The organism is Alteromonas sp. DYW1 (genome assembly GCF_059752595.1).
In genome coordinates, this window is sequence record NZ_CM186038.1 from 2,812,297 (window position 1) to 2,836,272 (window position 23,976).

The window sequence follows — 23,976 nt, forward strand, 5'->3', positions numbered from 1 at the left end:
AGGATACGGTTCGTGTTTATTTTTGTTATTAGGTTGCCACTTCTGATGGTTCAAGTGAGATATCCCTCACAAGCGCTAATTATGTTCCACTTTAAACCCAATCTTCCTTGACGCGGGGAGTATAACAATACTCGCCCCTAAGAATCTAGCACTAATAGCCGGTAAGACGTTCGCAATCAGTTAGTTTTTATCACGCAATGGCATCCACCAATCAGGGTTTTGCAAATACCAGTCAACAGTTTTTTCTATCCCTGTCTCAAAACTTTCTGTCGGATTGTATCCAAGTTCTCTCTGACTTTTGGTTGGGTCAATAGCATATCGCCTATCATGTCCAGGTCGGTCAGTTACGTAAGTAATCAGTGATTTTGAACAACCATCTTTGGCACTCAGGGCTGATGGGAAACGCTCAAACAAAGAAGGGTCAATAGCAAAGGCCTGATCGACCTTATCACAAAGCAGATTTACAATATCAATGTTGGCCCACTCATTGATCCCACCAATATTATAACACTCGCCAATCTCGCCTTTGGCGAGCACTAACTCTATGCCTCTGGCATGATCTTCAACATATAACCAATCTCGAATCTGCTTTCCATCACCATAAACGGGAAGTCGCTCATTAAATAATATGTTCGTTAATACCAGTGGTATGAGCTTCTCAGGATAATGATATGGGCCGTAATTATTTGAACAGTTGCTCGTTGTCGCCTGCAAGCCATAGGTGTGTACGTATGACCGAACAAGGTGGTCACTCGCGGCTTTACTGGCTGAATATGGCGAATTAGGTGCGTACTGAGTTGCTTCAGTAAACGCGGGTTCACAAGGTTCTAGCGTCCCATAGACCTCGTCAGTACTGACATGATGAAAGCGATGCTTTTGTACGATAGGCTCATTACTTAACCATAGATTCCGTGCAGCTTCTAATAGGCTAAATGTGCCAATTATATTGGTTTCAATAAACGCCCTAGGTCCAGTAATTGAACGATCAACGTGCGACTCTGCTGCAAAATGTACGATCGTATCGACTTGAAATTTGCGCATAGTGGACTCGACAAACGCTTGGTCGCATATATTACCCTGCACAAACACGAAGTTGTCTTTATCTTCTAAGACCCTAAGGCTCTCATAATTTCCTGAATAGGTAAGAGCATCTAATACAACCACCCTGTCTCCAGGATGAGCTTTGAGCCAATAGTGCACAAAGTTCACACCAATAAACCCAGCGCCCCCTGTCACTAATAATGACTTATTCATTGTAATTTCTCACGTCGTGTTCTTGTAAGTTCTTTAATACGGTTTTCAATGCGCCCTGCCAGTGCGGGAGTGATAAGTTAGGTAATGCGCTTCGTAATGAAGCTGTATCCAACACACTATAATGGGGACGTGGCGCTGGGGTTGGATATTCACATGAACGAATAGGAGCGATTTTAACGGGGCTCTTTAACTGCTTGTTTGATAACCCTATGGCATGAATCGCAACAGCGAAATCAAACCAGCTTGTTACGCCTAGGTCACACACATGATGGACACCCGTTATCCGTTGTTCGATGCATTGAAGGCATACATCTGCTAACGTGTGAGCCGATGTGGGCGCCCCCACTTGATCCATCACAACATTAAGTGAAGGTCGCTCTTTCATCAGTCGTAACATGGTTTTGACAAAATTATGCCCATATTCAGAATACACCCAACTTGTGCGTAAAACACACGCACCGTTTGGATAATTCTCTAAAACCCACTTTTCTCCGTGCATTTTACTTTGCCCATAGGCGTTGATAGGCGCATATGAAGTGTCTGGGAGGTAGGGCGTATTTGCTAAGCCAGAAAACACATAATCTGTTGAGATATGAATGAAGTATACACCGAGAGATTTAGCGTACTCACACAGGTTTTTAACCGCAGTTGCATTTATTGCAAAGGCCTCATCGTAATCCTCTTCAGCCATATCCACAGCCGTGTACCCAGAAGCATTAATAATGGCTGTTATACTCCTCAAACCACCGAGTACAGCTGCTATTGACTCTGGCTCCTTGATGCAAATATCTTCCCGTCCAAAGCACTCAAATGGGATATTTTGCTGAGTAAACAACTCCGCACAGGCGCGCGCCAACTGACCGTTTTTACCAATAACAACAATCATAATTAGTCAAACTTGTAAGCGTCTGAGAAGGGGGTTCCCTCAGCATCTTTTGCAGATAGAGATGGAACTTGACCATCGACGAGTGGCCAATCTATTGCCAATTCAGGATCATCATAACGAATAGAAACTTCTGATTGGGGATGGTAATAATCTGTACACTTATAACTAAACTCTGCTTCCTCACTTAACACATAAAAGCCATGTGCAAATCCTCCAGGCACCCAAAGTTGGTGTTTATTTTCTGCAGATAGTCTTACGCCATACCATTGACCAAATGTTGGCGACGAACGTCTCATATCGACAGCTACATCAAATACTTCGCCCACGATCACACGCACTAGTTTACCTTGCGTATACTCAGTTTGATAATGCAGCCCTCGCAAAATACCCTTCTGTGACAATGAATGGTTATCTTGTACAAATTGAACGTCTTCACAATTTTTTCGAAACCATTCCTCACGAAATGTTTCCATAAAAAAGCCGCGTTCATCTCCAAAGACTCTGGGCTTAAGTAGCTTAACGTCACCCAAAGCAACATCTATTATTTCCACTTACAGACTTCTCTCATGTAGGATTTTTATCAAGTATTGGCCATAACCACTTTTTAACAACGGTTCTGCGAGTTGCTGCAACTGCTCTTTACTAATAAAACCTTTTCGATAAGCAATTTCTTCAGGACAACAAATTTTCAGTCCTTGTCTTTTTTCAATCGCTGCTATGTAATTCGCCGCATCGAGCAAACTATCAAGAGTTCCGGTATCGAGCCAAGCAGAACCTCTCCCCAACAGTTTTACACTTAGGCTTTGATCTGCCAAATAGGCACTGTTGACATCAGTAATTTCAAGTTCACCACGTTTTGAAGGTTTAATATTTTTGGCAATATCAACCACTTTGTTGTCATAGAAGTACAACCCTGTAACAGCATAGTTTGACTTTGGCTTTACGGGTTTCTCTTCAATTGAAACCGCCATCCAATCATTATCGAACTCCACTACACCGTATCTCTCGGGATCATTGACGTGATAACCAAACACTGTTGCGCCTTCCGCCTGTTGCGATAAGGCCTTTAATGTATCTTGAAATTCATGCCCGTAGAAAATATTGTCACCAAGAATCAACGTAACGGGATCACTTCCTATAAACTGTTCGCCAATAATGAATGCCTGCGCCAAACCGTCAGGTGATGGCTGTTCAGCGTATGTGATACTTACCCCTAATTGAGAACCATCTCCCAATAAGTCCGAGAAGCGAGGCCGATCATGTGGTGTTGAAATAATTAGAATATCCCTGATGCCAGCGAGTAACAGTGTCGACAGCGGATAATAAATCATTGGCTTATCGTAGACTGGCATCAACTGCTTACTCACCACTTGTGTAAGGGGATGCAATCGAGTGCCAGATCCCCCAGCCAAAATTATCCCTTTTCTCGCCATTTAATTCTCCGATGAGCTACACAAATCAACCAGTAATTGTAACGTGTTGAGACATAATTCTCGACCCAAAAATAAGCCGTTTTCGCCAATCCATCTAATGAGTTTGCTTTAACCTTGCGTATTAAGACTTTAGTCTTGCATAATGAACCGTAAACTTTAAATAAACTAACAACTATAACGATAAAAAAACTATGACAACAAAAACCAACGACACCAGTTTCTTCGGCCACCCAGGCGGCCTACAAACGCTATTCTTTACTGAAATGTGGGAACGCATGAGTTATTACGGTATGCGCGCACTATTGGTCTTGTTTATGACAGCAAGTCTACAGGAAGAAGGCCTTGCGTTTACCGTAGCAACCGCTACGGCGATTTATGGATTATACACCGGCGCAGTGTATTTCATGGGCTTACCCGGTGGTTGGCTTGCAGATCGCCTTATTGGTGGGCAAAAAGCCGTTTGGTATGGCGGCATTATTATCATGTCAGGTCATATTGTGTTGGCCATACCCAGCACCCAAACCTTCTTTATTGGTCTAATTCTAGTTGTACTCGGCACTGGCCTACTAAAACCCAACATTGGTGCTATGGTCGGCATGTTATACAGCGATGAAGATAAACGTCGTGATAGTGGCTATACGCTTTATTATATGGGTATTAACATCGGTTCGGTTATTGGTTATCTAGTGTGCGGTTATCTTGCTACCAACTGGGGCTACCATTATGCCTTCGGTGCGGCCGCTGTCGGTATGGCAATTGGGTTAGTGCAATATAAAATGACTCAACCGAAGCTCGAAGGCGCTGCCGCGACGCCAACAGTCGATTTATCACCGAATGCACAGCGTCTGAGCTGGATGGTGATTGTTGGTTTCTTAATTGCACTGGCCTTGGTCACTTTTATGGTTTCTACTGGTGCGATGATTATCGATGCCGTCGCACTGGCGAAATACGTCGCGATATTCTTTACTCTGGTGTTCCTCGCCTACTACGCCGCGATCTTTTTCTTCGGTAACCTTGATGGGCATGAAAAGCGCAAACTTGGAGCACTGTTTTTAGTCTGTATCGCCTCTATTTGTTTCTGGGCTGGCTTTGAACAAGCAGGGTCTTCTTTAAACTTGTTTGGCCGTGATTATACCGACCGTATGCTGGGCAGCTTTGAAATTCCACCCGCTTGGTTTCAATCCGCTAACTCTTTCTTCATCATTATTTTGTCGCCTTTCTTCGCCGCACTATGGATCAACCTCGGTAAGCGGATGTTAGACCCCTCTTATGGGTTTAAATGTGCGATCGGCTTAATTATTATGGCGACTGGCTTTATTGTGATGTTTTTCGCAGCACAATTAGCGGCAAGTGGCTTAAAAGTAGCCCCTTATTGGTTAGTGATGACTTACTTTTTACATACTGTTGGTGAGCTGTGCCTAAGTCCAGTAGCGTTAAGTGCAGTTAGCAAGCTATCTCCCAAACGTTTCGCCGGCCAAATGATGGGGGTATTTGTACTCACCTATTCAATTGGTAACGTTGTAGCTGGCTTGCTGGCAGGTAATTTCGATCCTAGTCGTCTTGATGAAATGCCGGGCCTTTATATGCAAATCAGCCTGTTTAGCATCGCTATCGGTATCGTCGTGTTACTTTTCGTACTGAAAACCCGCCAGTGGGAAAAACTCCCCGCAAGTGAAGAGAAACAAGCAAGCGCATGAAGTTCTACTTCTCGACCAAGCAAATCCCTCAACTGAGGGATTTGCCATTACAGCAACGGATGATTGCACTCGAACATGCCGCCCTGAAAATGACGGTACCTGAACGTTCACTGTTAAATGTACTCAAGCTCCTGATTATTGTGCCGGTGTTTGTGTTCATTTTGCAGGCATCAGATAACTGGTTTGCCTTGGTTTGGGCAGCTTTGGTGTTACTTGTGTACCCTTTATTGATAAAACCCTTACAATACAGTCTAAGCGCGAAATACCTCACTGAAGACACAGGAAAGTCGATATGAAAACCATTTTAGTCACTGGTGGCGCAGGCTACATTGGCAGCCACACTGTGCTGCAACTGCTTGAACAAGACTACAACGTGGTCGTGTTAGATAATTTGAGCAATGCGTCTGAAGTCTCACTCCAGCGTGTTACAGCACTAACCGGAAAGTCCGTTGTATTTAAGCTGGGTGACATTCGAACTGAAGCTGATTTGGATGCGCTGTTTACCCAGCACAATATAGACGCGGTTATCCACTTTGCCGGTCTAAAAGCCGTGGGGGAATCGGTCGAACAGCCGCTGCGTTATTATGAAAACAACGTGTTTGGCACCTTGCAACTGTGCAAAGTCATGCAGCGACATAATGTGAAGAATCTTGTGTTTAGCTCCTCAGCTACTGTATATGGCGATCCCGTTGAGTTACCCCTACGTGAAGATATGCCAACCGGTTCGCCGACTAACCCCTACGGTCAGTCTAAATTAATGGTTGAGCTAGTGTTACGTGACCTTTATCAGTCAGATAATATTTGGAATATCGTACTGTTACGTTACTTCAATCCAGTAGGCGCACACCCTTCTGGGCAAATTGGTGAAGATCCCAGCGGTATTCCCAATAATCTAATGCCGTTCATCACTCAGGTCGCCACAGGCAAACGCGAATGCCTCAGTGTGTTTGGGGATGATTATGACACCCCTGATGGCACTGGTGTGCGCGATTACATTCATGTTGAAGACCTTGCCGATGGACACTTAAAGGCACTGGCCAAACTCGCTAGCAACGCCGGTTTATGTACCTTTAATTTGGGCACCGGCCAAGGTTATAGTGTGTTGGACATGGTCAAGGCCTTCGAGCAAGAAAGCGGACAATCTGTTCCCTATAAAATAGTTCCCCGACGCAGTGGCGATGTGGCGTCTTGTTATGCCGATCCAACCCTCGCACAGCGCGAACTGCGCTGGTCTGCCAAGAAAGGCTTAGTCGATATGTGTCGAGACTCTTGGCGCTGGCAATCACAAAATCCAAACGGATACACAGAAAGCGGCAAATAAGCCGCTTTTTTTATTCTTGGGATCCGTTAAAGTAAAGTAACTTTTTTCTCGCAAGTTTGCATCAATGGCGAATAATTCACTTAATCCGGCAACTCGTTTTACCCTGTTACGCTTTAAGCAATTAAGCGTACACCAGCTGTATCAGATATTGAAATTACGCAGTGACGTGTTTGTGGTTGAGCAAAATTGTGTCTATCCCGACCTTGATGACAAAGACACCGCGCCCGACTCGCTGCATTTGTTTTATGCAGAACAGGATGAAAACCACAAGCTAATAATCGCTGCCTATGCACGCTGCCTAGCACCGGGCATTTCATACCCTGGTTGCAGTATAGGTCGTGTAGCAGTTGCACCAGATAAAAGGGGGAACGGACTCGCCAAAGCTCTTATGCAAGCTGCCATTCAAGCCTGCCAAGAGCATTGGCCAAATGCGCCGATTGAAATCGGCGCCCAACTCTACCTTAGGGATTTCTATGCAGCGCTAGGTTTTAGCATTTGCAGTGAAGCTTATGATGAAGACGGCATTATGCATATCGATATGCGCTTAAACGCCGCTAGCTGACATATCGATAGCAACTATGCTGCATTGGCACTTCGTTTAAACACTAAGAAGGGGCGTTTTCGCCCCTTCTTAGTTGATACAGTATCAGCATATCCTGAGCCGGTACTCAAAGATCATCTAACATACTTTCGAAGTCTTCAAAGTCTTCTAACTGCTCTTCTTCAGGCTCTTGTTGTTCTATCTGACCATCACTGACTTGGAACGCTTTATTTTGAAAGTAGGCGTTTCTGACAAATGCGTATGGATCAGCCGAGTTTTCTAGCTGTTGCTCTTGCTCCATGACTCGCGCCCGCGCTTCGAGTATTTCTACGCTCCATCGTAGTAAGGTAAAATTGCCGTTCAAGTAGGTAATTGGGAAATAAGCATTATCGACGTATCCGCCCGACACACCGCGCACATCATTGGGGCCTGCGGCTGGCAGCATCAAATAGGGGCCATTGCCAACACCCCATACTCCAAGCACTTCATCAAACCCCTCATCATGTCTGGGCACGCCCATCTTTTCTGCGACATCAAAAATGCCAAACACACCGATGGTAGAGTTCAACAAAAAACGCACCATGCTGTCCATTGAACCGCCGACTTTTCCTTGTAGCAGATTGTTTACAAAATTCACCGGCTCTTCTAAATTTTGTGCCGCATTTAAAAGGCCTGTACGGGCAAATTTTGGCATTACAGTCACATATCCGACAGTGACTGGGCGTAAAATAAACTCGTCGAGGATCTCATAATTAAAATCCCAAAGCACTCGGTTAACCGGCTCTAGGGGATCGCGTGGATCGCCTGAGTTTTGCTCTGCAGCCACTTGCTCTTGACTAGATTGAGTAGCACAGCCTCCGAGCACCAACAGTGAAGCGCTCGCGAGAATGGCGATTAGTTTATTCATTGTATTTCCTGATCGATTAATACTTCAGTCGCGACAATCTGACCGGCCGAAACCGCAATTTCTGTCATCCCCTGAAGTTCGCCTTGCATGGCTTCTACATTTTCATCACGAGAAATCCTTGCGACCAAGCGTGCTTGCTGAATGTTGTTCAATGTAAATGTCGCGAGCATCGCCTGCTTCTCTGTGAGTTGCACCGTAGTAGGTAGTGCCGCAAGTGGTAACTTTACGACAGCAGCCGGTACTCGCATGGTACCCTCGGCATCTTGCGCAAACACAAACAAAAATGCATTGGTCGGTAACTTTTCCCGCAGTTCGGATGTTATTGATACCTGCACACTAAAGCCAGTTAAATTTGTTTCATCTTGTTTCACTGGCTCGCCACCGAGTTCAGCCAAACGTGCTGTCAGCGACTGATACATATCACTATCGGGTGACATTTTTGCTTTGATGGAGTCAAAATATTCCTGCGCCTTAGCAAGCTTCCCCAATTGTGCTGTTACCACGGTGAGCATCAAACGAATATTATCGTTTTGGGGCTGTTGGGTTAATTCGAAATCTAGGATCCGCTCAGAGCGTTGTAGGTTCTCATCTTCACCAGTTAACATTAAGGCTTGCGCAAAGCTCAAGCGTGTATTGACATCTTCTGGCGCCAACGTAAACGCCCGCTCAAAGGCTTCAATCGATTGCTCTGAAAAGCCCATACTCATGTACAGCCGACCAAGGTTTAACCATGCTTGATCATCATCTGGCGTAGCACGTAAGCGTTGACGTATAGCTAATGCGAGTAACTGCAGTTCCTCCGGAGTTATATCCGCTTGGTTGTTGGCTACTGCAATTAACTTATCGCTCAACGCGCCAATTGACGCGTTCGCCTGTAACAGGGTATCAACGGCTTTGAGATGATTAGTTTGATAATAGACCAAGCTCCCTGTACTAAAAGCCAACACTAAGCCGACAGAAATCGGTAACCAAACGCCACTCTTTTCCCCACTAGCCTCGGCCTTTGCTTCATCCACAAGCGCAAGCTTTAATTCCAGAATGGCTTGCTCTTTATCAGACTCAGCAATCAAACCTTCAGCATATTCTTTCTCAATCTCATTTAAACGTTGCTTAACAATTTGTGCGTTGCGCAATTGATCAGTGACTTGTTGGTTGCGTTGTCGGATCCATGGCAAAGCAACAAGCACAGCAAGCAAGGCGAGGAACCCAGCCACTATAATAGTAAAAACAGTCCAACTCATTTATTTTTCTCGGTCCAGCAAGGCATCTGCTTGCTTCAATTTGCCTGCAATATCGTCCTGTTCATGATTAACTGAACGCTTGCGAGAGATTAGAATTAAAGCGACTAAGGCGAAGACAACTGGCAGCACCCAAAGCCATAATGTAAAAACGGTAACGGGTGGTTGATAATAAACAAAATCACCGTAGCGTGATTTCATAAAATCAATCACTTCTTGTTTACTTTTGCCTTGCTTGAGTAATTGGTAAACCTTCCGTCGCATATCATGTGCGATCATAGCATCAGAGTCAGCGATATTTTGATTCTGGCACATAGGGCAGCGTAACACTGCGGTTAGTTCCAGGAACACCTCGCGCTGTTGAGGGGAATCAAACTGATAGCTATCAACACCGTCCTGCGCATTCACTTGTTGCGCTTGCGCCGTAATACAGAAAGCATACAAGACACTTAAAGTGGCAAATAGGTACAATCTCATTGCCCTGCCTCCGCGCCTGCTTGCTCAGCAATTAATTGGTCATACACCGGTTTGATCTTGTGGGTCCACACTCGCTCATTGATGTCCCCTACGTGATGCAGTCTGATCCGTCCTTGTGTATCAATAACGAAATGCTCCGGTGCGCCGGTAACCCCCAAGTCGAGGGAATAATCGCGTACCACATCGAAGATTTGGAATTGATAAGGATTTCCCAACCGATTCAGCATTTGTGTAACTTCACCTTGCACGCGTTGCAATGTCTTGGTACCAAAATCAGGATCTAAATCTTGGTCATAATACAAGCCAACAAACCGCACGCCGAATTGTTCACTAAGCCGAGTTAGATAGGGCAATTCCACAGCACATGTCACGCACCAAACCCCCCAAACATTAAGAATACTAACTTCTCCGGTCAGATCGGCGGGCGTGTAGCGAATGTCCGGCTGAAACAAATCAGGTAAGTCAAACGGCGGCAGTGGCTTACCCAATGCCATTGAGTCGCGTTCGCGCGGATCACTGAACAGCCCCTGAAAAAGAAATACAACTAGCAAGGCAAAAATGCTGACAGGTACTGCAAACCACCAGGCTTTTTTCATCATTTTGCTCCAACATGTGCGCGTGTTACTTCCAGACTTTGCGAGTTAATTTCTCGTCGTGCCACTTTACTTAAACGATAACGCTTATCCGCTATAGACATAGCACCACCTAATGCCATCACAAAAGCCCCAGCCCAAATCCAAACCACAAAAGGTTTGATATACAAACGCACCGCCCAGGCATCACCTTCGAGCGGCTCACCCAATGCAATAAACAGGTCGCGCGTTAGCGTGGCATGAATACCTGCTTCCGTCATCGTGGTGCGTTGTACCGGATAAAAACGCTTTTCTGGTTCCAGATGCACAAGTTTCTCACCGTCCTTAAAAACGTCGAACACGCCTACATCGGCTCGATAATTCGGCCCATCCACTTGCTTCACGCCGGTGAACAGAAAATCATAACCTGCGAGAGAGACTGTATCGCCCGGTAGCATACGCACGTCTCGCTCTTGCTCATAATTGCTCACTAAAGTGATCCCAATTAGCGTAATCGCGAAACCAACATGCCCTAAGACCATTCCCCAATGACTGCGCGTAAGACTCCGCAGTGCTGCGACAGTATCTTTATTTTGCTGAGCAGCCACGCGCTGTCGGACCTCTTGCACAGTACTCACCAAGATCCAAAAGCTTAAAATCATCCCCAACGTCGCCATAAATGTCGGTTGGTCGTAATTAAAGTTAACCAACAAAGCAGCACTCACACTAATTCCAAAGGCAATCAGCATATGGTTGCGCAAATCCCCTACCGGCTGACGCTTCCAACGTGATAAAGGACCGATCCCTAACATGAACACAAAGGGAACAATCAATACCACGAACATTTGATTGAAAAAGGGTGCGCCAATTGAAATAGTGCCTAAACCTAATTCTTTATGCACCAGAGGAAAAAGCGTTCCTAACAGCACGACGAGGGTCGCTGCGCATAACAGCACGTTATTGCCAATTAACAACACTTCGCGCGAGAAACTGTCATAGTTACCGCGACTACGTAACTCTTTAGCTCTAAGCGCATAGAGTAATAAACCAAAGCCACTTAGCACAATTAAGATGCCGAGTATAAACAGACCGCGCGCGGGATCGCTGGCAAAAGAATGGACTGAAACAATAACGCCAGAGCGCACTAAAAACGTCCCCAACAAACTCAGCGAAAAGGCCGCTATCGCCAATAACACTGTCCATGACTTAAACACTTTCCGCTTTTCTGTCACTGCCAAACTATGCATCAGGGCCGTACCCACCAGCCAAGGCATAAATGACGCGTTTTCCACCGGATCCCAGAACCACCAGCCGCCCCAGCCAAGTTCGTAATATGCCCACCAACTGCCTAAGGCAATGCCTAAAGTTAAAAATGCCCAGGCTGAAATCACCCAAGGTCTAGACCAGCGCGCCCATGTACTGTCGAGTTGCCCTGAAATCAATGCTGCGATAGCAAAGGCAAAAGCGACTGAAAAGCCCACATACCCCATATACAGCATAGGAGGATGAATGATCATGCCAAAATCTTGCAATAATGGGTTTAAATCTCGCCCATCAACGGGGAACAGTGGCAATAAGCTTTCGAAAGGATTGGAGGTTAGCAGCATGAATAAATAAAAACCCACCGAAACCATGCCTAAAATCGACATCACGCGCGCGACCATCGGTTGCGGGATCCCTTTACTAAATACCGCTACCGCGATTATCCAACCAGATAACATCAACACCCACAGCAGAAATGAGCCTTCATGCCCACCCCAGACTGCAGTCACCTTGTAGTAAATCGGTAATAAACTGTTGGAGTGGTGGGCAACATAAGCAACGCTAAAATCATCAACGACAAAGGCGTATGTCAAACAAGCATAGGCAATGGCAGTGAACAAAAATAGCGCAACACCTAATGGTTTCGCTGTTGCCATCAACGGCTGATTATTGGTTTGTGCACCCCATAATGGATAGACCGACAACAAAATTGATAAAACTAATGCGATGGTTAGGGCAATATTGCCTAGTTCTGGGATCATCCTTAGTAACCTGCCTCTGAAGGTTTGACGTGCTTAATACCTTTCATCTTTTCAGCTAACTCCGGCGGCATATACTCTTCATCGTGTTTGGCTAAGACTTCGTGCGCTTCGATCATACGCGGTTCAACCAGTACGCCGGTGGCGACAATTCCCTGCCCCTCACGAAAAAGGTCAGGCAAGATCCCTGCGTACCTGACGGTTACCTTTTCGCCGACATCGACCAGGTCAAAGCTAACAGCAAGAGACTCGGATTCTCTTCGCACCGAGCCTTCAACCACCATACCACCAATGCGTAAACGCTGACCGACACTGGGCACACTGCCATTCTTACCATCAATGACTTCTGATGGAGTATAAAAAAGGTCAATATTTTCATTCAATGCATATAGCATCAGGCCAATCGCACCGGAAATCAGCAGTAATACACTGCTAACGACGACTAAACGTTTTTGTCTTCTTGGATTCATACCATCAACAACCTTTATTCTGTATGCGTTGCAGACGCTTGACGTGATCGAGCAATACGCGCTTTGCGCGCTTGTTCGGCGTTAACTTGGGCTATCAACTGGCGTCTTGCCCACACACTCTCGACCACCAATAAAGTCATAACCAACGCGGTTACACCGAAAGAAAGCCAGACAAAAAAGCCGTACCCCCCCATCGCTAAAAATTCACTGAAACTCGTAAACTGCATGTGCTTTTAATCTCTTTAATCCACGTTACTCTTTAGCTTTGCTGACCATTTCAACAACCCAGGGCCGGTGTAACTCACGACGCAATATTTCATTCTTCATGCGTACTAAAGTGACCACCCCCACGAATGCAGCAAAACCGAGAATATTAATCAACAGCGGCCAGAGCATTTCTGGGGCAATTGACGGTTTGCCAAACTTGGTTATCGTTGCACCTTGGTGAAGGGTATTCCACCACTCCACCGAGAAGTGAATAATCGGAACGTTGACGACACCAACCAATGCCATTACACCTGCGGCCTTGCCGGCCTGTTGTTTGTCATCAAAAGCCGCATACAAGGCCATGACACCCAAATACAAAAATAACAAGATCAACTCAGAGGTCAGTCGCGCATCCCATATCCACCAAGTACCCCACATAGGTTTACCCCAAGCAGCCCCGGTCCAAAGCGCCACAAATGTCATGACAGCCCCAACTGGAGCCATCGCAATCATCGCCATATAAGCGGTACGCCATTGCCATATCATTCCAACTGCCGCAGCAATGGCCATTGCCACATAGGTTCCCATCGATAACATTGCGCTGGGTACGTGAATATAGATGATGCGAAATGAATCGCCTTGTTGATAATCAGCGGGGGCAAATAACAGGCCCCAAAGGGTGCCAATTAACAAACTCAAAATTGCAGTAACTGCAAACCAAGGCATCAAGGTATTGCATAACTGATAAGCACGCTCTGGTTTCGCGTATGGATGTAGCCATTTCCACATTAGTTTAAACTCACTTTAACTGCATAGCTTATAGCAAAGGGCGTAATGGCCATTGCCAAGAGTAATAACGCCCCTATCACCGCCAACTGTGGCAAGTAGGGTAATTGCATCGCCGCTGCTTCAATTGCTGCGGTAGCAAAAATTAACAGCGGGATGAATAGCGGAATGAGCAACAAGGCGAGCAGCACACCACCGCGATTAAGGCCCATAGTCAGTCCCACTGCAATTGCGCCGACTAGACTGATCAATGGGGTACCTAATGTCAGAGTCGCTAACAACGCCCAATACATGCTCTCGGTTAAATTTAAGAACAAGGCTAACAATGGCGAAATGATGACTAAAGGAATAAACGACATGAGCCAATGACAAGCAACTTTTATCGCCATTAATCCCGCCATAGAAGCATCCGTGAGCGCTAATTGCTCTAGCCAGCCTTGTTGAAAATCGTCGCGAAATAAACGCTCCATTCCTAACAGGGACGCTAAAATAGCAGCTACCCAGATCACACCAGGTCCAATTCGCTGCAGTGTTTCGGGCGATGGCCCCACCCCGAGTGGAAACAAGCTAACCACAAGAACAAAAAACACCAAAGGCTGCACCAGTTCAGATTTTTGTCTGAATGCCAGCGTAAACTCGCGTCGCCACATTGCCTTATAGGGACTACTCATCATAATTGATACGCCAAATCGACTTGTTTGGATGGAATTACAGACTGTAGCGTTTGATGCGACGTTAACAACACCCACCCACCTTGCTGAATAAATCGTTGCATTTGTTGTTCAATTAACTGAATACCGTAGACATCGAGTGCCGTAAAGGGTTCATCTAAAATCCAAACGCTGGCAGACGGTTTTAACCACATCCGTGCCAACGCGACACGGCGATTTTGACCGGCTGATAATTGTCCGCATGGCACATCTTCAAGTCCGACCAAACCCAACTCTTCAAGCACAGTATAAATATGGTTGACGGTGGTTTTGATGCCCTGCTGAGCACACCAAAATTGACAGTTCTCCAGAGCCGTCGCGTGTGGTTCAACTGCCGACTTGTGCCCGATATAAACCAACGCTCGGGCAAACTCACGCCGCGCGTCGGGCTCCCGAATACTGCACCCATTAAATAATAAGTCACCGCTATAGGGTTGATGCAGCCCAACGACAGTGCGCAACAAACTCGTTTTACCAGCACCGTTTTGCCCAGTGAGATAGACCAATTCGCCCGCTTCAATTGTGAAGCTGAGGTTTTCAAACAGGACCCGATCTCTGCGCACACATGTCAAGTCAACAGCATCTAATTGTGACAACAACAATTCCTTAATCTGCTAAGGGGATTATTCAGCCTAATTCTGGCGCGAGAGTGTAGCATAACTGTTCACGAGGTTCGGCACCTGATCCGTCAATTTAACTGAATAATTTAACAGAAAATCGCTATCTTTTCGGTCAAGGCGGCGTATTCTAATACTTCTGACTGATGTTACTTTGCGCGAGATCAACACACCATTTAGGTCTGCAGGGATCGCTAACTCTACCGATAACGTTATTATGCAAGATGTTAACTTAGGCAACCTTCTAGCGTCACTTTCTCATACAAGCGCCACACCTGCGTCTGTTGAAGGTAAAAGCTTAGCCGCCACGCGCCTACTACCGGTTACATTTGCGCCTATGCAAGCGCAAGTGCAAATACAACTCAAAGATAGCGCACGCACACCGTTGTTAACCCTTGAGAATAAAAACCTACAAGGTATTAGTGGTGGACAAATCGCCCGCAGCGCAGACGGGCAAAGCCTGTTCGTCACCACAGAACGAAAGCAGTTGTTTGATGCTATTGTTTCTTATCAGCAACAACAAACCTTATTCAAGGCACTCGCAAACCAAACAGGGATAACTCAACTTGTTGCCCAAAACCTCAACCTTGGCCAAATCCGACAAGCCAAAGTGCTCAATGTGCAGGGCACTAAGGTACTACTGCAATTGCAACCACCAATCGCGAATCTCAATACCCTGTCAGTGCAATGGCCAAAATCGCAAGCGCCATTAACACCGGGGCAAACCGTGACATTGCAAATCCACCAACAGGGCGATAAATTTGTTGGCAAAATTACACTCGCGCCCCAAGCACAATCAAAGCCTTCAATCGATCCCCCATTTTCTAATAACAGTGGGACAGCCCCATCAGGAACAAGCGTAAAAACCGTGCAGACTGCTGTTCTTATGGACCAATCCATCTTACCGAAAGGTTTACCTCAGCTGGCAGTCCAAGGAGTCCCGCTAAAGCTCAACGATGGCGTGACTCAAGCGCTATCTCCATTGCTCAAACCCGAAACTCTTAGTTTATTGAAGCAAGCTGCACAAACGGCTGGATTACAGGTGACCTTGCGAGCCTATGATAACCAGCGTGTGGCGTTAGATATTGCTCTTCCTCTCGCTAAACAAGCATTAACTACCAGCGCGACAAACGTTTTGCCGAACTCCGCTCCAGCGCTTACTAGCGAGGCTCAAACCGTGCTAAAAAATGTGCCTCAATTGCCAGCGCTGCAATCGCGGCAGCTAAATACTTTTTTTACCTTGAATAACCAACAGCAAACGCAATTTATTCGGGCTATTGAACGCTTCCCTGCCAGTGGTAGCTTGACCGACTCGAGCGCAATACTGCCCACCATCGGGGAGACAGCGAAATCAAATAGGCCTGGTTTGGGCACTGCTGCTCGGGACAGTCGTATTGAAGCACCACTATTGCAGCAAATGCGCACAGCAATAAAGCAGCAATTTATAAACGCCGAATCCAGTAGTCAAACTGCACAAACGCTTAATCAAGCCTTACAAATGCTGACCCAGCAAGTTGATAGTGACATTCGACCTATGTTCCAACAAATTAGGCAAGCGCTGGTGCCGCTTACCACCCAGCAACCCGACGTTCAACAATTGCAGCAATTAATGCAGCTACCAGCCACACCTGTCACCAGCCAAGCACTAGGACAAATGAGCCCCGTCAATAGCTTGGTGAGTGGGCTCGTTGCATTATTGCAACTGAGTTTAGCGGCGCGCTCAGGCCGAAGCTTCAACATAGCCCAAGAACGCGTTGGTCAATTAATACAATCTTTGCATCAGGTACAAAGCACAACCCAACCTGCCGCTGCGCCAACCGCTAACATACGTCGTTCAGCGCAGGAATTTACCCAAATAGAGCAACGCCAACAATTGTTACGCACACTCAGCAAAGCGCTGAGTCAACACAGTTATAATAAACTAAGTCAAATAGAAACTGCGCTCCAAGGTCAAGAGAGTATTTTTTATACGATCCCTGGCACCGGGCAGCCTCACTTTAAAGATACTGAGTTTTTGATCCGCCGTGAACATCATGCGGGCAAGGATAAACAGGACAATGCACATACCCAACAGACCTGGCACCTCACTATGCTTTTAAGAGTTGGTGAATATGGCGACGTGTTAACTAAATGTCGCTTGCAAGATACAACCATTAATCTAGATTTGTATACCAGTAATGAGGCGCTTCGTATACGCGTTTTGGAATATTTACCGGCCTTGAAACAGCGATTGACCGCACTAGGATTGGAAATGCCGGCAACGACCTGCCAGCTCGGTGTGATCCCTGAAACACTGCGGACAAAACCCTATCAGATACTGCATACTCAGGTGTGAAATGACTAAACCGAAAGATAAAAATAAACGTGCTATCGGGTTAAAATATAAAACCGAACATGCAGGCAGTGCACCGGAGATAATAGCTAAAGGTTTCGGTGAATTAGCAGAAGAAATTATTGCGGTTGCGAAAGCCAATGACGTGTTCGTTCACGAAGACCAATACCTCTCTGAGTTTCTCAGTACACTGGATCTCGGCCAGGAAATTCCAGAGCAATTATATTATGTGATTGCTGAACTGATTGCGTTTTCGTACCTATTGCAAGGCAAAACCCCGCCAAACTGGCAGGATCCAAACCCATCGATTAATACCAATGTGTAACCCCTTGGATAGCACACATAAAAAAGCCGCATCGATGTTGATGCGGCTAATAAGCTAGGGAGCTTGAAAGTTATTCTTCAGCAGCAACGGCTTCTTCGCTGGCCTTGGTTTTAGGTAGCAACAATTCGTTCCGGATCCGAGTTTCTAGCTCCGCTGAAATCTCTGGATTATCCTTTAAGAAGCGCACTACGTTCGCCTTACCTTGACCAATACGATTTCCATTGTAGCTATACCAAGCTCCTGCCTTCTCGACCATTTTTTGCTGCACACCCAGATCAATTAACTCGGCTTCCTTTGATATCCCTTGCCCATACATGATTTGGAACTCAGCTTGTTTAAACGGCGGTGCCACTTTATTTTTGACGACCTTAACCCGAGTTTCGTTACCCACGACTTCGTCGCCATCTTTGATCGAACCGATACGACGAATATCCAAACGTACTGAGGAATAGAATTTTAATGCATTACCACCCGTCGTGGTTTCTGGGTTACCAAACATAACCCCAATTTTCATCCGGATCTGGTTAATGAAGATACACAAGGTATTAGAACGCTTGATGTTTGCTGTTAACTTCCGCAACGCTTGTGACATAAGACGCGCCTGTAGACCAACATGCGAGTCACCCATATCACCTTCAATTTCTGCTTTCGGTGTCAAAGCCGCAACCGAGTCAACAATCACCACATCAACCGCTCCAGACCGCACCAACATGTCACAAATTTCCAGCGCTTGTTCACCCGTATCAGGCTGTGACACCAAGAGGTCATCGATATTAACGCCCAATTTTTCAGCATAAATAGGATCTAATGCGTGCTCAGCATCGACGAATGCACAAGTCTTGCCTTTCTTTTGCGCCTCAGCAATGACTTGCAGTGTGAGGGTTGTTTTACCCGAAGATTCAGGACCATAGATTTCAACCACGCGGCCACACGGCAGACCGCCAATACCCAGCGCAATATCGATGCTCAAAGAGCCCGTTGAAATGGCTTCAATATCCATGGCTTGGTTATCACCAAGGCGCATGATGGCACCTTTACCAAATTGCTTCTCGATTTGACCTAGAGCGGCGCTCAGTGCGCGGGATTTATTATCATCCACCGGAGTAATCCTCTTATTCATTAAACTGGCTAAGTACTGTATACCCATGCAGTATACTGTATAGCTATACAGTTACAAGTGTTTTTTTGGAATTATGCTAGATGTGTGGGTTTATTCAACTAGACGTTCGACCAGAAATGCTAACGCAAAAGCAATTGCTTGTCGTCTGACTTGCGCGCGATCACCGCTAAATTGTTGAGCAATAAGCCATTCTTTTTTGTCTACTGCAAAACCAAACCACACAAGCCCCACAGGTTTGTCCTTTGTGCCTCCTGTAGGCCCGGCGATACCCGTGACGCTTATGGCAATGTTAGCGCCTGAACGTTGTTGCACTCCCCGCAACATTTCAGCAGCAGTCTGCTCGCTTACCGCTCCATAATTGTTTAAGGTTTGGACAGATACACCCAATTCATCGATCTTGGCTTGATTGGCATAAGTAACCCAACTGCGTTGGAACCACGCAGAACTTCCAGACACGCTCGTAATCGCGTAAGCTATGCCTCCGCCGGTACACGACTCGGCGCAAGAGAATTGCTTCTCCCTAAGTGCCAGTAATTCCCCGAGTCGCGTTGCCAAGGCGTCAAGATCACACTGTGTTGGGTTAACGGACATTTGAACATCTGCCATAGCAGGGTGTAGGTCAGCCATGAATAATAACCTTTAACGATCGATACAAGCGATAGTATGCCGTCGAACAAACCTGCAACTCAACAACAAAGCTTCGCTGGGCACACGCCCATGATGCAACAATATTTGCGTATCAAGTCGGAACACCCCGACACCCTATTGTTTTATCGCATGGGTGATTTTTATGAATTGTTCTATGATGATGCCAAGCGAGCTGCTCAGTTACTGGATATTTCCCTTACTGCGCGCGGCAAGTCGGGTGGCGATCCGATCCCCATGGCTGGCGTTCCCTATCATGCCGTGGAAGGCTATTTAGCCAAATTAGTCAAACTCGGCGTTTCAGTTGCCATCTGTGAGCAAGTGGGCGATCCAGCCACCAGCAAAGGCCCCGTTGAACGCCAAGTTCAGCGCATTGTTACACCAGGTACCTTAACTGATGAAGCGCTACTTGACGATCACAAAGACAACTTACTCGTGGCGGTGTGTCAGAGTGAGCAGTCGTTTGGACTCGCCGCACTCGACCTATCGACCGGCCGCTTTAGTTTATGTGATGCCAGTGACGAAAGTGGCTTAAAAGCTCACTTAGCTCGGTTATCACCGGCAGAGCTATTGTATTCCGAAGATTTTAGCTGTGCACATCTTGTGGCAAATGTTAAAGGTGCAAGGCGACGCCCAGTGTGGGAGTTTGAATGCCAAAGCGCAATTGAACAACTTACCGCACAGTTTAATACCAATGATCTCAGTGGTTTTGGTGTTAACAACGATCACCCTGGTATTGGGGCGGCAGGTTGCGTCTTACAGTATGTGAAAGACACACAGCGCAGCGCACTACCGCACATTCGTGCGTTGATCATTGAGAATTCAGAACATTGGGTGCAACTCGATGAAGCCACACGGCGCAATCTGGAAATCTCGGTCAATCTGGCCGGCGGGCGCGACAATACTCTGCTCTCAGCACTCGACACGACTGCCACCGCCATGGGAGGGCGACTGCTTAACCGCTGGTTACACCATCCAATTACTGACAAGCACCAGTTAACCGAGCGCCAAGCCGCGATAGCCTGTTTAATCCAGTATGACGATAGTTTAACCGGGCAACTCAAACAGATTGGTGATATCGAACGGATCATATCACGCTTGGCCTTGCGTTCCGCGCGGCCTCGCGATTTCGCACGCTTACGCGATGCGTTACAGGTATTGCCTGCATTAATAGCGTCGATTGAACAAAGTACCGCAAACGCTAGATCCTCCTGTCTTACTCGCTTAGCGAATGCTTGTGTAGGCTTTGACGCTGCCGCAGCGCTGTTATCTGACGCCATCAATGAAAATCCCCCCGTCGTTATTCGTGACGGTGGCGTTATTGCCACCGGTTACAGTGCTGAACTTGATGAATTGCGTGATTTAGCTACCGGCGCCACGCAGTATTTGGAAGAACTGGAAGCCAGAGAAAAAGTCCGTACAGGGATCAGCTCACTCAAAGTGGGCTACAACAAAGTCCATGGCTTTTACATTGAAATCGGCAAAGCCTCAAGTGCACAAGTGCCTGCAGATTACATTCGCCGCCAAACACTGAAGAATAATGAACGTTATATTATCCCCGAGTTAAAAGCGCATGAGGATAAGGTATTAACTAGCCAAAGCCGCGCACTGACGCTGGAAAAGGCGTTGTATGATGAATTATTCGATAAACTCATGCCGCAATTAGCGGAATTTATGCATTGCGCGCAAGCCATTGCCCAAATCGATGTACTGCATTGTTTAGCTGAACGCGCGGAAACTCTGGATTACCATCCGCCCACATGGGTGGCTGGCACCTCAATATGCTATGCCAACGGTCGTCACCCCGTGGTTGAACAAGTGATGAAAGAGCCGTTTATTGGCAATCCGCTTGACCTTGATGATAAACGTCAGATGTTAGTCATAACCGGACCAAACATGGGGGGTAAAAGTACCTACATGCGGCAAACAGCGTTGATCGTGTTACTTGCCCACATCGGGTCATATGTACCTGCAGAAAACGCACGCATCGGCGAAATTGACCGTATATTTACACGTATTGGTGCTTCTGACGATTTGGCCTCAGGGCGCTCGACGTTTATGGTCGAAATGACTGAAACCGCCACCATCCTACACAACGCCACGCCTAAGAGTTTGGTATTAATGGACGAAATTGGACGCGGTACCAGTACCTTTGATGGTTTATCTCTCGCATGGGCGACAGCTAGTCATCTGGCAGAAAAAATTAACGCGTTAACCCTGTTTGCGACCCATTATTTTGAATTGACCCAACTCGCAGAGCAATTTCGTAACGTCGTTAATGTGCATGTGAGTGCAATTGAGCATAACGATACCATCCGCTTTATGCACAGCATACAAGAAGGGGCTGCCAGTCAGAGCTATGGCTTGCATGTGGCGCAATTGGCTGGCGTGCCTAAGGATGTAATCAAGGCAGCTAAGCATAAGCTAGCGCAGCTGGAACTTGAATCCGTGAGTTCTGCAGCATCTGGCACTGATCTCAATGCATCCCAACCTGTGCAACTGATGCTCCCCGATAACCATCCTGTTATCACCGCACTGGAAGCCATCAATCCCGATGACTTGACCCCAAGGCAAGCACTAGAGACTCTCTATCATTTACGCCAGTTGCTGAACGATTAAGCCTGAAAAAAGCCCAACTTCGCCCGACTCAATGATTGTGTCGGGTGCGCTTTGGGCGTATACTATTGCGCCGTCCGCTGCACAAATCTCGTTCCACACTTATGAGTGCGTGAGTGGCAACAGCCTGTTCAATTTCTAAGCCTTAGGTTTCGCATGACACATTATATTTTCGTCACGGGTGGTGTTGTATCATCACTTGGAAAAGGTATTGCCGCTGCCTCATTAGCCGCTATTCTTGAAGCGCGTGGTTTAAATGTAACCATGCTCAAGCTTGACCCATACATCAATGTGGACCCGGGCACGATGAGTCCAATCCAACACGGCGAAGTGTTTGTCACCGATGACGGTGCCGAAACTGACCTTGACCTTGGTCATTATGAGCGCTTCATTCGCACCCGCATGACTAAACGCAATAATTTCACTACTGGCCGGGTATACGAAGAAGTGTTAAAACGTGAGCGTCGCGGTGATTATCTTGGTGCTACAATCCAAGTGATCCCGCATATCACAAATGAGATCAAGCGCCGGGTTATCTCTGGTGCAGAAGGCAGTGACGTCGCGATTGTTGAAATTGGTGGCACGGTAGGTGATATCGAATCACAACCGTTTCTTGAGGCTATTCGTCAGCTTGGCACGGAAATCGGGCGCGAACGTGCCATGTATATGCACCTAACTCTGGTACCCTATATGCCAGCTTCGGGTGAAGTAAAAACGAAGCCAACCCAGCACTCAGTAAAAGAGCTACGCTCCATCGGTATTCAGCCTGATATTCTGGTTTGTCGTTCAGTCAATGCGCTACCTGCCAACGAGCGCTCAAAAATTGCGTTGTTTACCAATGTTGCCGACAAAGCGGTTATCTCGTTAAAAGATGTCGACAGCATTTACCGCATACCTGCCGCTCTGAAAGCGCAGGGCATGGATAGTCTCGTAGTCGAGCGCTTTGGCTTAGATTGCCCTGAGGCGGATTTAACTGAGTGGGAACAGGTACTGTACGCCGAATCTAATCCAACCGGTGAAGTCACCATTGGCATGGTGGGCAAATACGTAGAATTACCCGATGCATACAAGTCTGTCAATGAAGCCCTTAAGCACGCCGGGTTAAAGAATCGCTTGACGGTGAATATCAAACATATCGACTCGCAAGACGTGGAAAGTAAAGGTACCCAAATCCTAGAGAATCTTGATGCGATTTTGGTGCCTGGTGGGTTTGGTGAGCGCGGAATTGAAGGCAAAATAGCGGCTGCTCGCTATGCTCGCGAAAACAAAGTCCCCTACCTAGGGATCTGTTTGGGTATGCAAGTTGCTCTGGTTGAATTCGCGCGCAATGTTGCGGGCATGGAAAACGCCAACAGTACTGAGTTTGATCCTGAAACCCCTTACCCGGTAGTCGGCTTAATTACTGAGTGGTTAGATGCCGATGGCCAAAAAGAGTATCGTGATGATAACTCTGATCTTGGCGGAACTATGCGTTTAGGTAGTCAGCTTTGCCATTTGATCCCTGGCAGTAAGGTGCACCAACTGTATGGCTCTGATGAAATCCATGAGCGCCATCGCCACCGTTATGAAGTTAATAATAATCTGCGCGAAAAGATTGAAGCTGCAGGCTTGGTTGTGAGTGGTTTGTCCACCGATAAACGACTTGTAGAAGTGATCGAAATTCCGGATCATCCTTGGTTCGTCGCTGGTCAATTCCACCCGGAATTCACTTCGACGCCACGGGACGGGCATCCATTATTTACCGGTTTCGTCGCAGCTGCAGGCGAATACCAGAAAAAACATCATTAATTAGGAGAAATCA

The 23,976-nt window shown here is 46.7% G+C and carries 24 protein-coding genes; 8 read left to right on the forward strand and 16 right to left on the reverse strand.

The window, feature by feature from the left end; translation table 11 throughout:
• Nucleotides 1–180 precede the first annotated feature (180 nt).
• The 4 genes from rfbB to rfbA are packed head-to-tail and all read right to left on the reverse strand — an operon-like array spanning nt 181 to nt 3,573.
• Nucleotides 181–1,254, reverse strand: coding sequence for a dTDP-glucose 4,6-dehydratase (rfbB, locus tag AC121Z_RS12615; protein WP_498124374.1), 1,074 nt, complete (start codon nt 1,252–1,254; stop codon nt 181–183).
• Nucleotides 1,247–2,140 (reverse strand): dTDP-4-dehydrorhamnose reductase, encoded by an 894-nt coding sequence (rfbD, locus tag AC121Z_RS12620; protein WP_498124375.1) that lies wholly within the window; start codon nt 2,138–2,140, stop codon nt 1,247–1,249. The genes rfbB and rfbD overlap by 8 nt, the downstream gene beginning before the upstream one ends.
• Before the next feature lie 2 nt (nt 2,141–2,142).
• Nucleotides 2,143–2,691 carry a dTDP-4-dehydrorhamnose 3,5-epimerase gene (rfbC, locus tag AC121Z_RS12625; RefSeq protein WP_498124376.1) on the reverse strand — a complete coding sequence of 183 codons (549 nt, stop codon included), beginning with the start codon at nt 2,689–2,691 and terminating at the stop codon, nt 2,143–2,145.
• The gene (gene rfbA / locus AC121Z_RS12630) at nt 2,692–3,573 is read right to left on the reverse strand and encodes a glucose-1-phosphate thymidylyltransferase RfbA (RefSeq protein WP_498124377.1); all 882 of its coding nucleotides are present in this window, start codon (nt 3,571–3,573) and stop codon (nt 2,692–2,694) included.
• A gap of 191 nt (nt 3,574–3,764) precedes the next feature.
• Here rfbA and AC121Z_RS12635 point away from each other — a divergent pair, with 191 nt between their 5' ends.
• From AC121Z_RS12635 to AC121Z_RS12650, 4 genes are all read left to right on the forward strand, one after another.
• Nucleotides 3,765–5,270, forward strand: coding sequence for a peptide MFS transporter (locus AC121Z_RS12635; RefSeq protein ID WP_498124378.1), 1,506 nt, complete (start codon nt 3,765–3,767; stop codon nt 5,268–5,270).
• Nucleotides 5,267–5,566, forward strand: a complete 300-nt coding sequence (locus tag AC121Z_RS12640) for a DUF6170 family protein (protein ID WP_498124379.1) — start codon at nt 5,267–5,269, stop codon at nt 5,564–5,566. The genes AC121Z_RS12635 and AC121Z_RS12640 overlap by 4 nt, the downstream gene beginning before the upstream one ends.
• Entirely contained in the window at nt 5,563–6,591 is a 1,029-nt protein-coding gene (gene galE, locus AC121Z_RS12645) for a UDP-glucose 4-epimerase GalE (RefSeq protein ID WP_498124380.1), read from the forward strand. Before AC121Z_RS12640 ends, galE begins: the two co-directional genes overlap by 4 nt.
• A 64-nt stretch (nt 6,592–6,655) precedes the next feature.
• Nucleotides 6,656–7,153, forward strand: coding sequence for a GNAT family N-acetyltransferase (locus AC121Z_RS12650; protein ID WP_498124381.1), 498 nt, complete (start codon nt 6,656–6,658; stop codon nt 7,151–7,153).
• 106 nt (nt 7,154–7,259) lie between these two features.
• Here AC121Z_RS12650 and AC121Z_RS12655 read toward each other — a convergent pair whose 3' ends face one another.
• The 10 genes from AC121Z_RS12655 to ccmA are packed head-to-tail and all read right to left on the reverse strand — an operon-like array spanning nt 7,260 to nt 15,116.
• Nucleotides 7,260–8,039: an MlaA family lipoprotein gene (locus tag AC121Z_RS12655; protein WP_498124382.1), complete on the reverse strand. Its 780-nt coding sequence runs from the start codon at nt 8,037–8,039 to the stop codon at nt 7,260–7,262.
• On the reverse strand, nt 8,036–9,280 hold the full coding sequence (gene ccmI, locus AC121Z_RS12660; protein WP_498124383.1) for a c-type cytochrome biogenesis protein CcmI: 1,245 nt from the start codon (nt 9,278–9,280) through the stop codon (nt 8,036–8,038). The genes AC121Z_RS12655 and ccmI overlap by 4 nt, the downstream gene beginning before the upstream one ends.
• Nucleotides 9,281–9,754: a cytochrome c-type biogenesis protein gene (locus AC121Z_RS12665; protein ID WP_498124384.1), complete on the reverse strand. Its 474-nt coding sequence runs from the start codon at nt 9,752–9,754 to the stop codon at nt 9,281–9,283.
• A complete protein-coding gene (locus AC121Z_RS12670) occupies nt 9,751–10,350 on the reverse strand; it encodes a redoxin family protein (protein WP_498128248.1) in 600 nt (199 codons plus the stop codon). The genes AC121Z_RS12665 and AC121Z_RS12670 overlap by 4 nt, the downstream gene beginning before the upstream one ends.
• Nucleotides 10,350–12,350: a heme lyase CcmF/NrfE family subunit gene (locus AC121Z_RS12675; RefSeq protein ID WP_498124385.1), complete on the reverse strand. Its 2,001-nt coding sequence runs from the start codon at nt 12,348–12,350 to the stop codon at nt 10,350–10,352. Before AC121Z_RS12675 ends, AC121Z_RS12670 begins: the two co-directional genes overlap by 1 nt.
• 2 nt (nt 12,351–12,352) lie before the next feature.
• Nucleotides 12,353–12,817, reverse strand: a complete 465-nt coding sequence (gene ccmE / locus AC121Z_RS12680; RefSeq protein WP_498124386.1) for a cytochrome c maturation protein CcmE — start codon at nt 12,815–12,817, stop codon at nt 12,353–12,355.
• A gap of 14 nt (nt 12,818–12,831) precedes the next feature.
• A complete protein-coding gene (ccmD, locus tag AC121Z_RS12685; protein WP_498124387.1) occupies nt 12,832–13,044 on the reverse strand; it encodes a heme exporter protein CcmD in 213 nt (70 codons plus the stop codon).
• A 25-nt stretch (nt 13,045–13,069) separates the two neighbouring features.
• Nucleotides 13,070–13,813, reverse strand: a complete 744-nt coding sequence (locus AC121Z_RS12690; RefSeq protein ID WP_498124388.1) for a heme ABC transporter permease — start codon at nt 13,811–13,813, stop codon at nt 13,070–13,072.
• Nucleotides 13,813–14,481 carry a heme exporter protein CcmB gene (gene ccmB, locus AC121Z_RS12695; protein WP_498128249.1) on the reverse strand — a complete coding sequence of 223 codons (669 nt, stop codon included), beginning with the start codon at nt 14,479–14,481 and terminating at the stop codon, nt 13,813–13,815. The genes AC121Z_RS12690 and ccmB overlap by 1 nt, the downstream gene beginning before the upstream one ends.
• Nucleotides 14,481–15,116 carry a cytochrome c biogenesis heme-transporting ATPase CcmA gene (gene ccmA, locus AC121Z_RS12700; protein WP_498124389.1) on the reverse strand — a complete coding sequence of 212 codons (636 nt, stop codon included), beginning with the start codon at nt 15,114–15,116 and terminating at the stop codon, nt 14,481–14,483. The genes ccmB and ccmA overlap by 1 nt, the downstream gene beginning before the upstream one ends.
• Nucleotides 15,117–15,291: 175 nt before the next feature.
• Between ccmA and AC121Z_RS12705 the strand changes: the two genes are divergently transcribed.
• Nucleotides 15,292–17,472: a hypothetical protein gene (locus AC121Z_RS12705; RefSeq protein ID WP_498124390.1), complete on the forward strand. Its 2,181-nt coding sequence runs from the start codon at nt 15,292–15,294 to the stop codon at nt 17,470–17,472.
• A gap of 1 nt (nt 17,473) precedes the next feature.
• A complete protein-coding gene (locus AC121Z_RS12710; protein WP_498124391.1) occupies nt 17,474–17,794 on the forward strand; it encodes an EscU/YscU/HrcU family type III secretion system export apparatus switch protein in 321 nt (106 codons plus the stop codon).
• A gap of 70 nt (nt 17,795–17,864) precedes the next feature.
• On the opposite strand, the gene recA is transcribed toward AC121Z_RS12710, so the two are convergent.
• Nucleotides 17,865–18,893 carry a recombinase RecA gene (recA, locus tag AC121Z_RS12715; RefSeq protein ID WP_498124392.1) on the reverse strand — a complete coding sequence of 343 codons (1,029 nt, stop codon included), beginning with the start codon at nt 18,891–18,893 and terminating at the stop codon, nt 17,865–17,867.
• Nucleotides 18,894–19,004: 111 nt separating this feature from the next.
• On the reverse strand, nt 19,005–19,541 hold the full coding sequence (locus AC121Z_RS12720; RefSeq protein WP_498124393.1) for a CinA family protein: 537 nt from the start codon (nt 19,539–19,541) through the stop codon (nt 19,005–19,007).
• A gap of 36 nt (nt 19,542–19,577) precedes the next feature.
• Here AC121Z_RS12720 and mutS point away from each other — a divergent pair, with 36 nt between their 5' ends.
• Complete coding sequence (mutS, locus tag AC121Z_RS12725) at nt 19,578–22,178, forward strand: DNA mismatch repair protein MutS (protein WP_498124394.1); 2,601 nt, start codon at nt 19,578–19,580, stop codon at nt 22,176–22,178.
• A 153-nt stretch (nt 22,179–22,331) separates the two neighbouring features.
• Nucleotides 22,332–23,963, forward strand: coding sequence for a CTP synthase (gene pyrG / locus AC121Z_RS12730; RefSeq protein ID WP_498124395.1), 1,632 nt, complete (start codon nt 22,332–22,334; stop codon nt 23,961–23,963).
• Nucleotides 23,964–23,976: the final 13 nt, after the last annotated feature.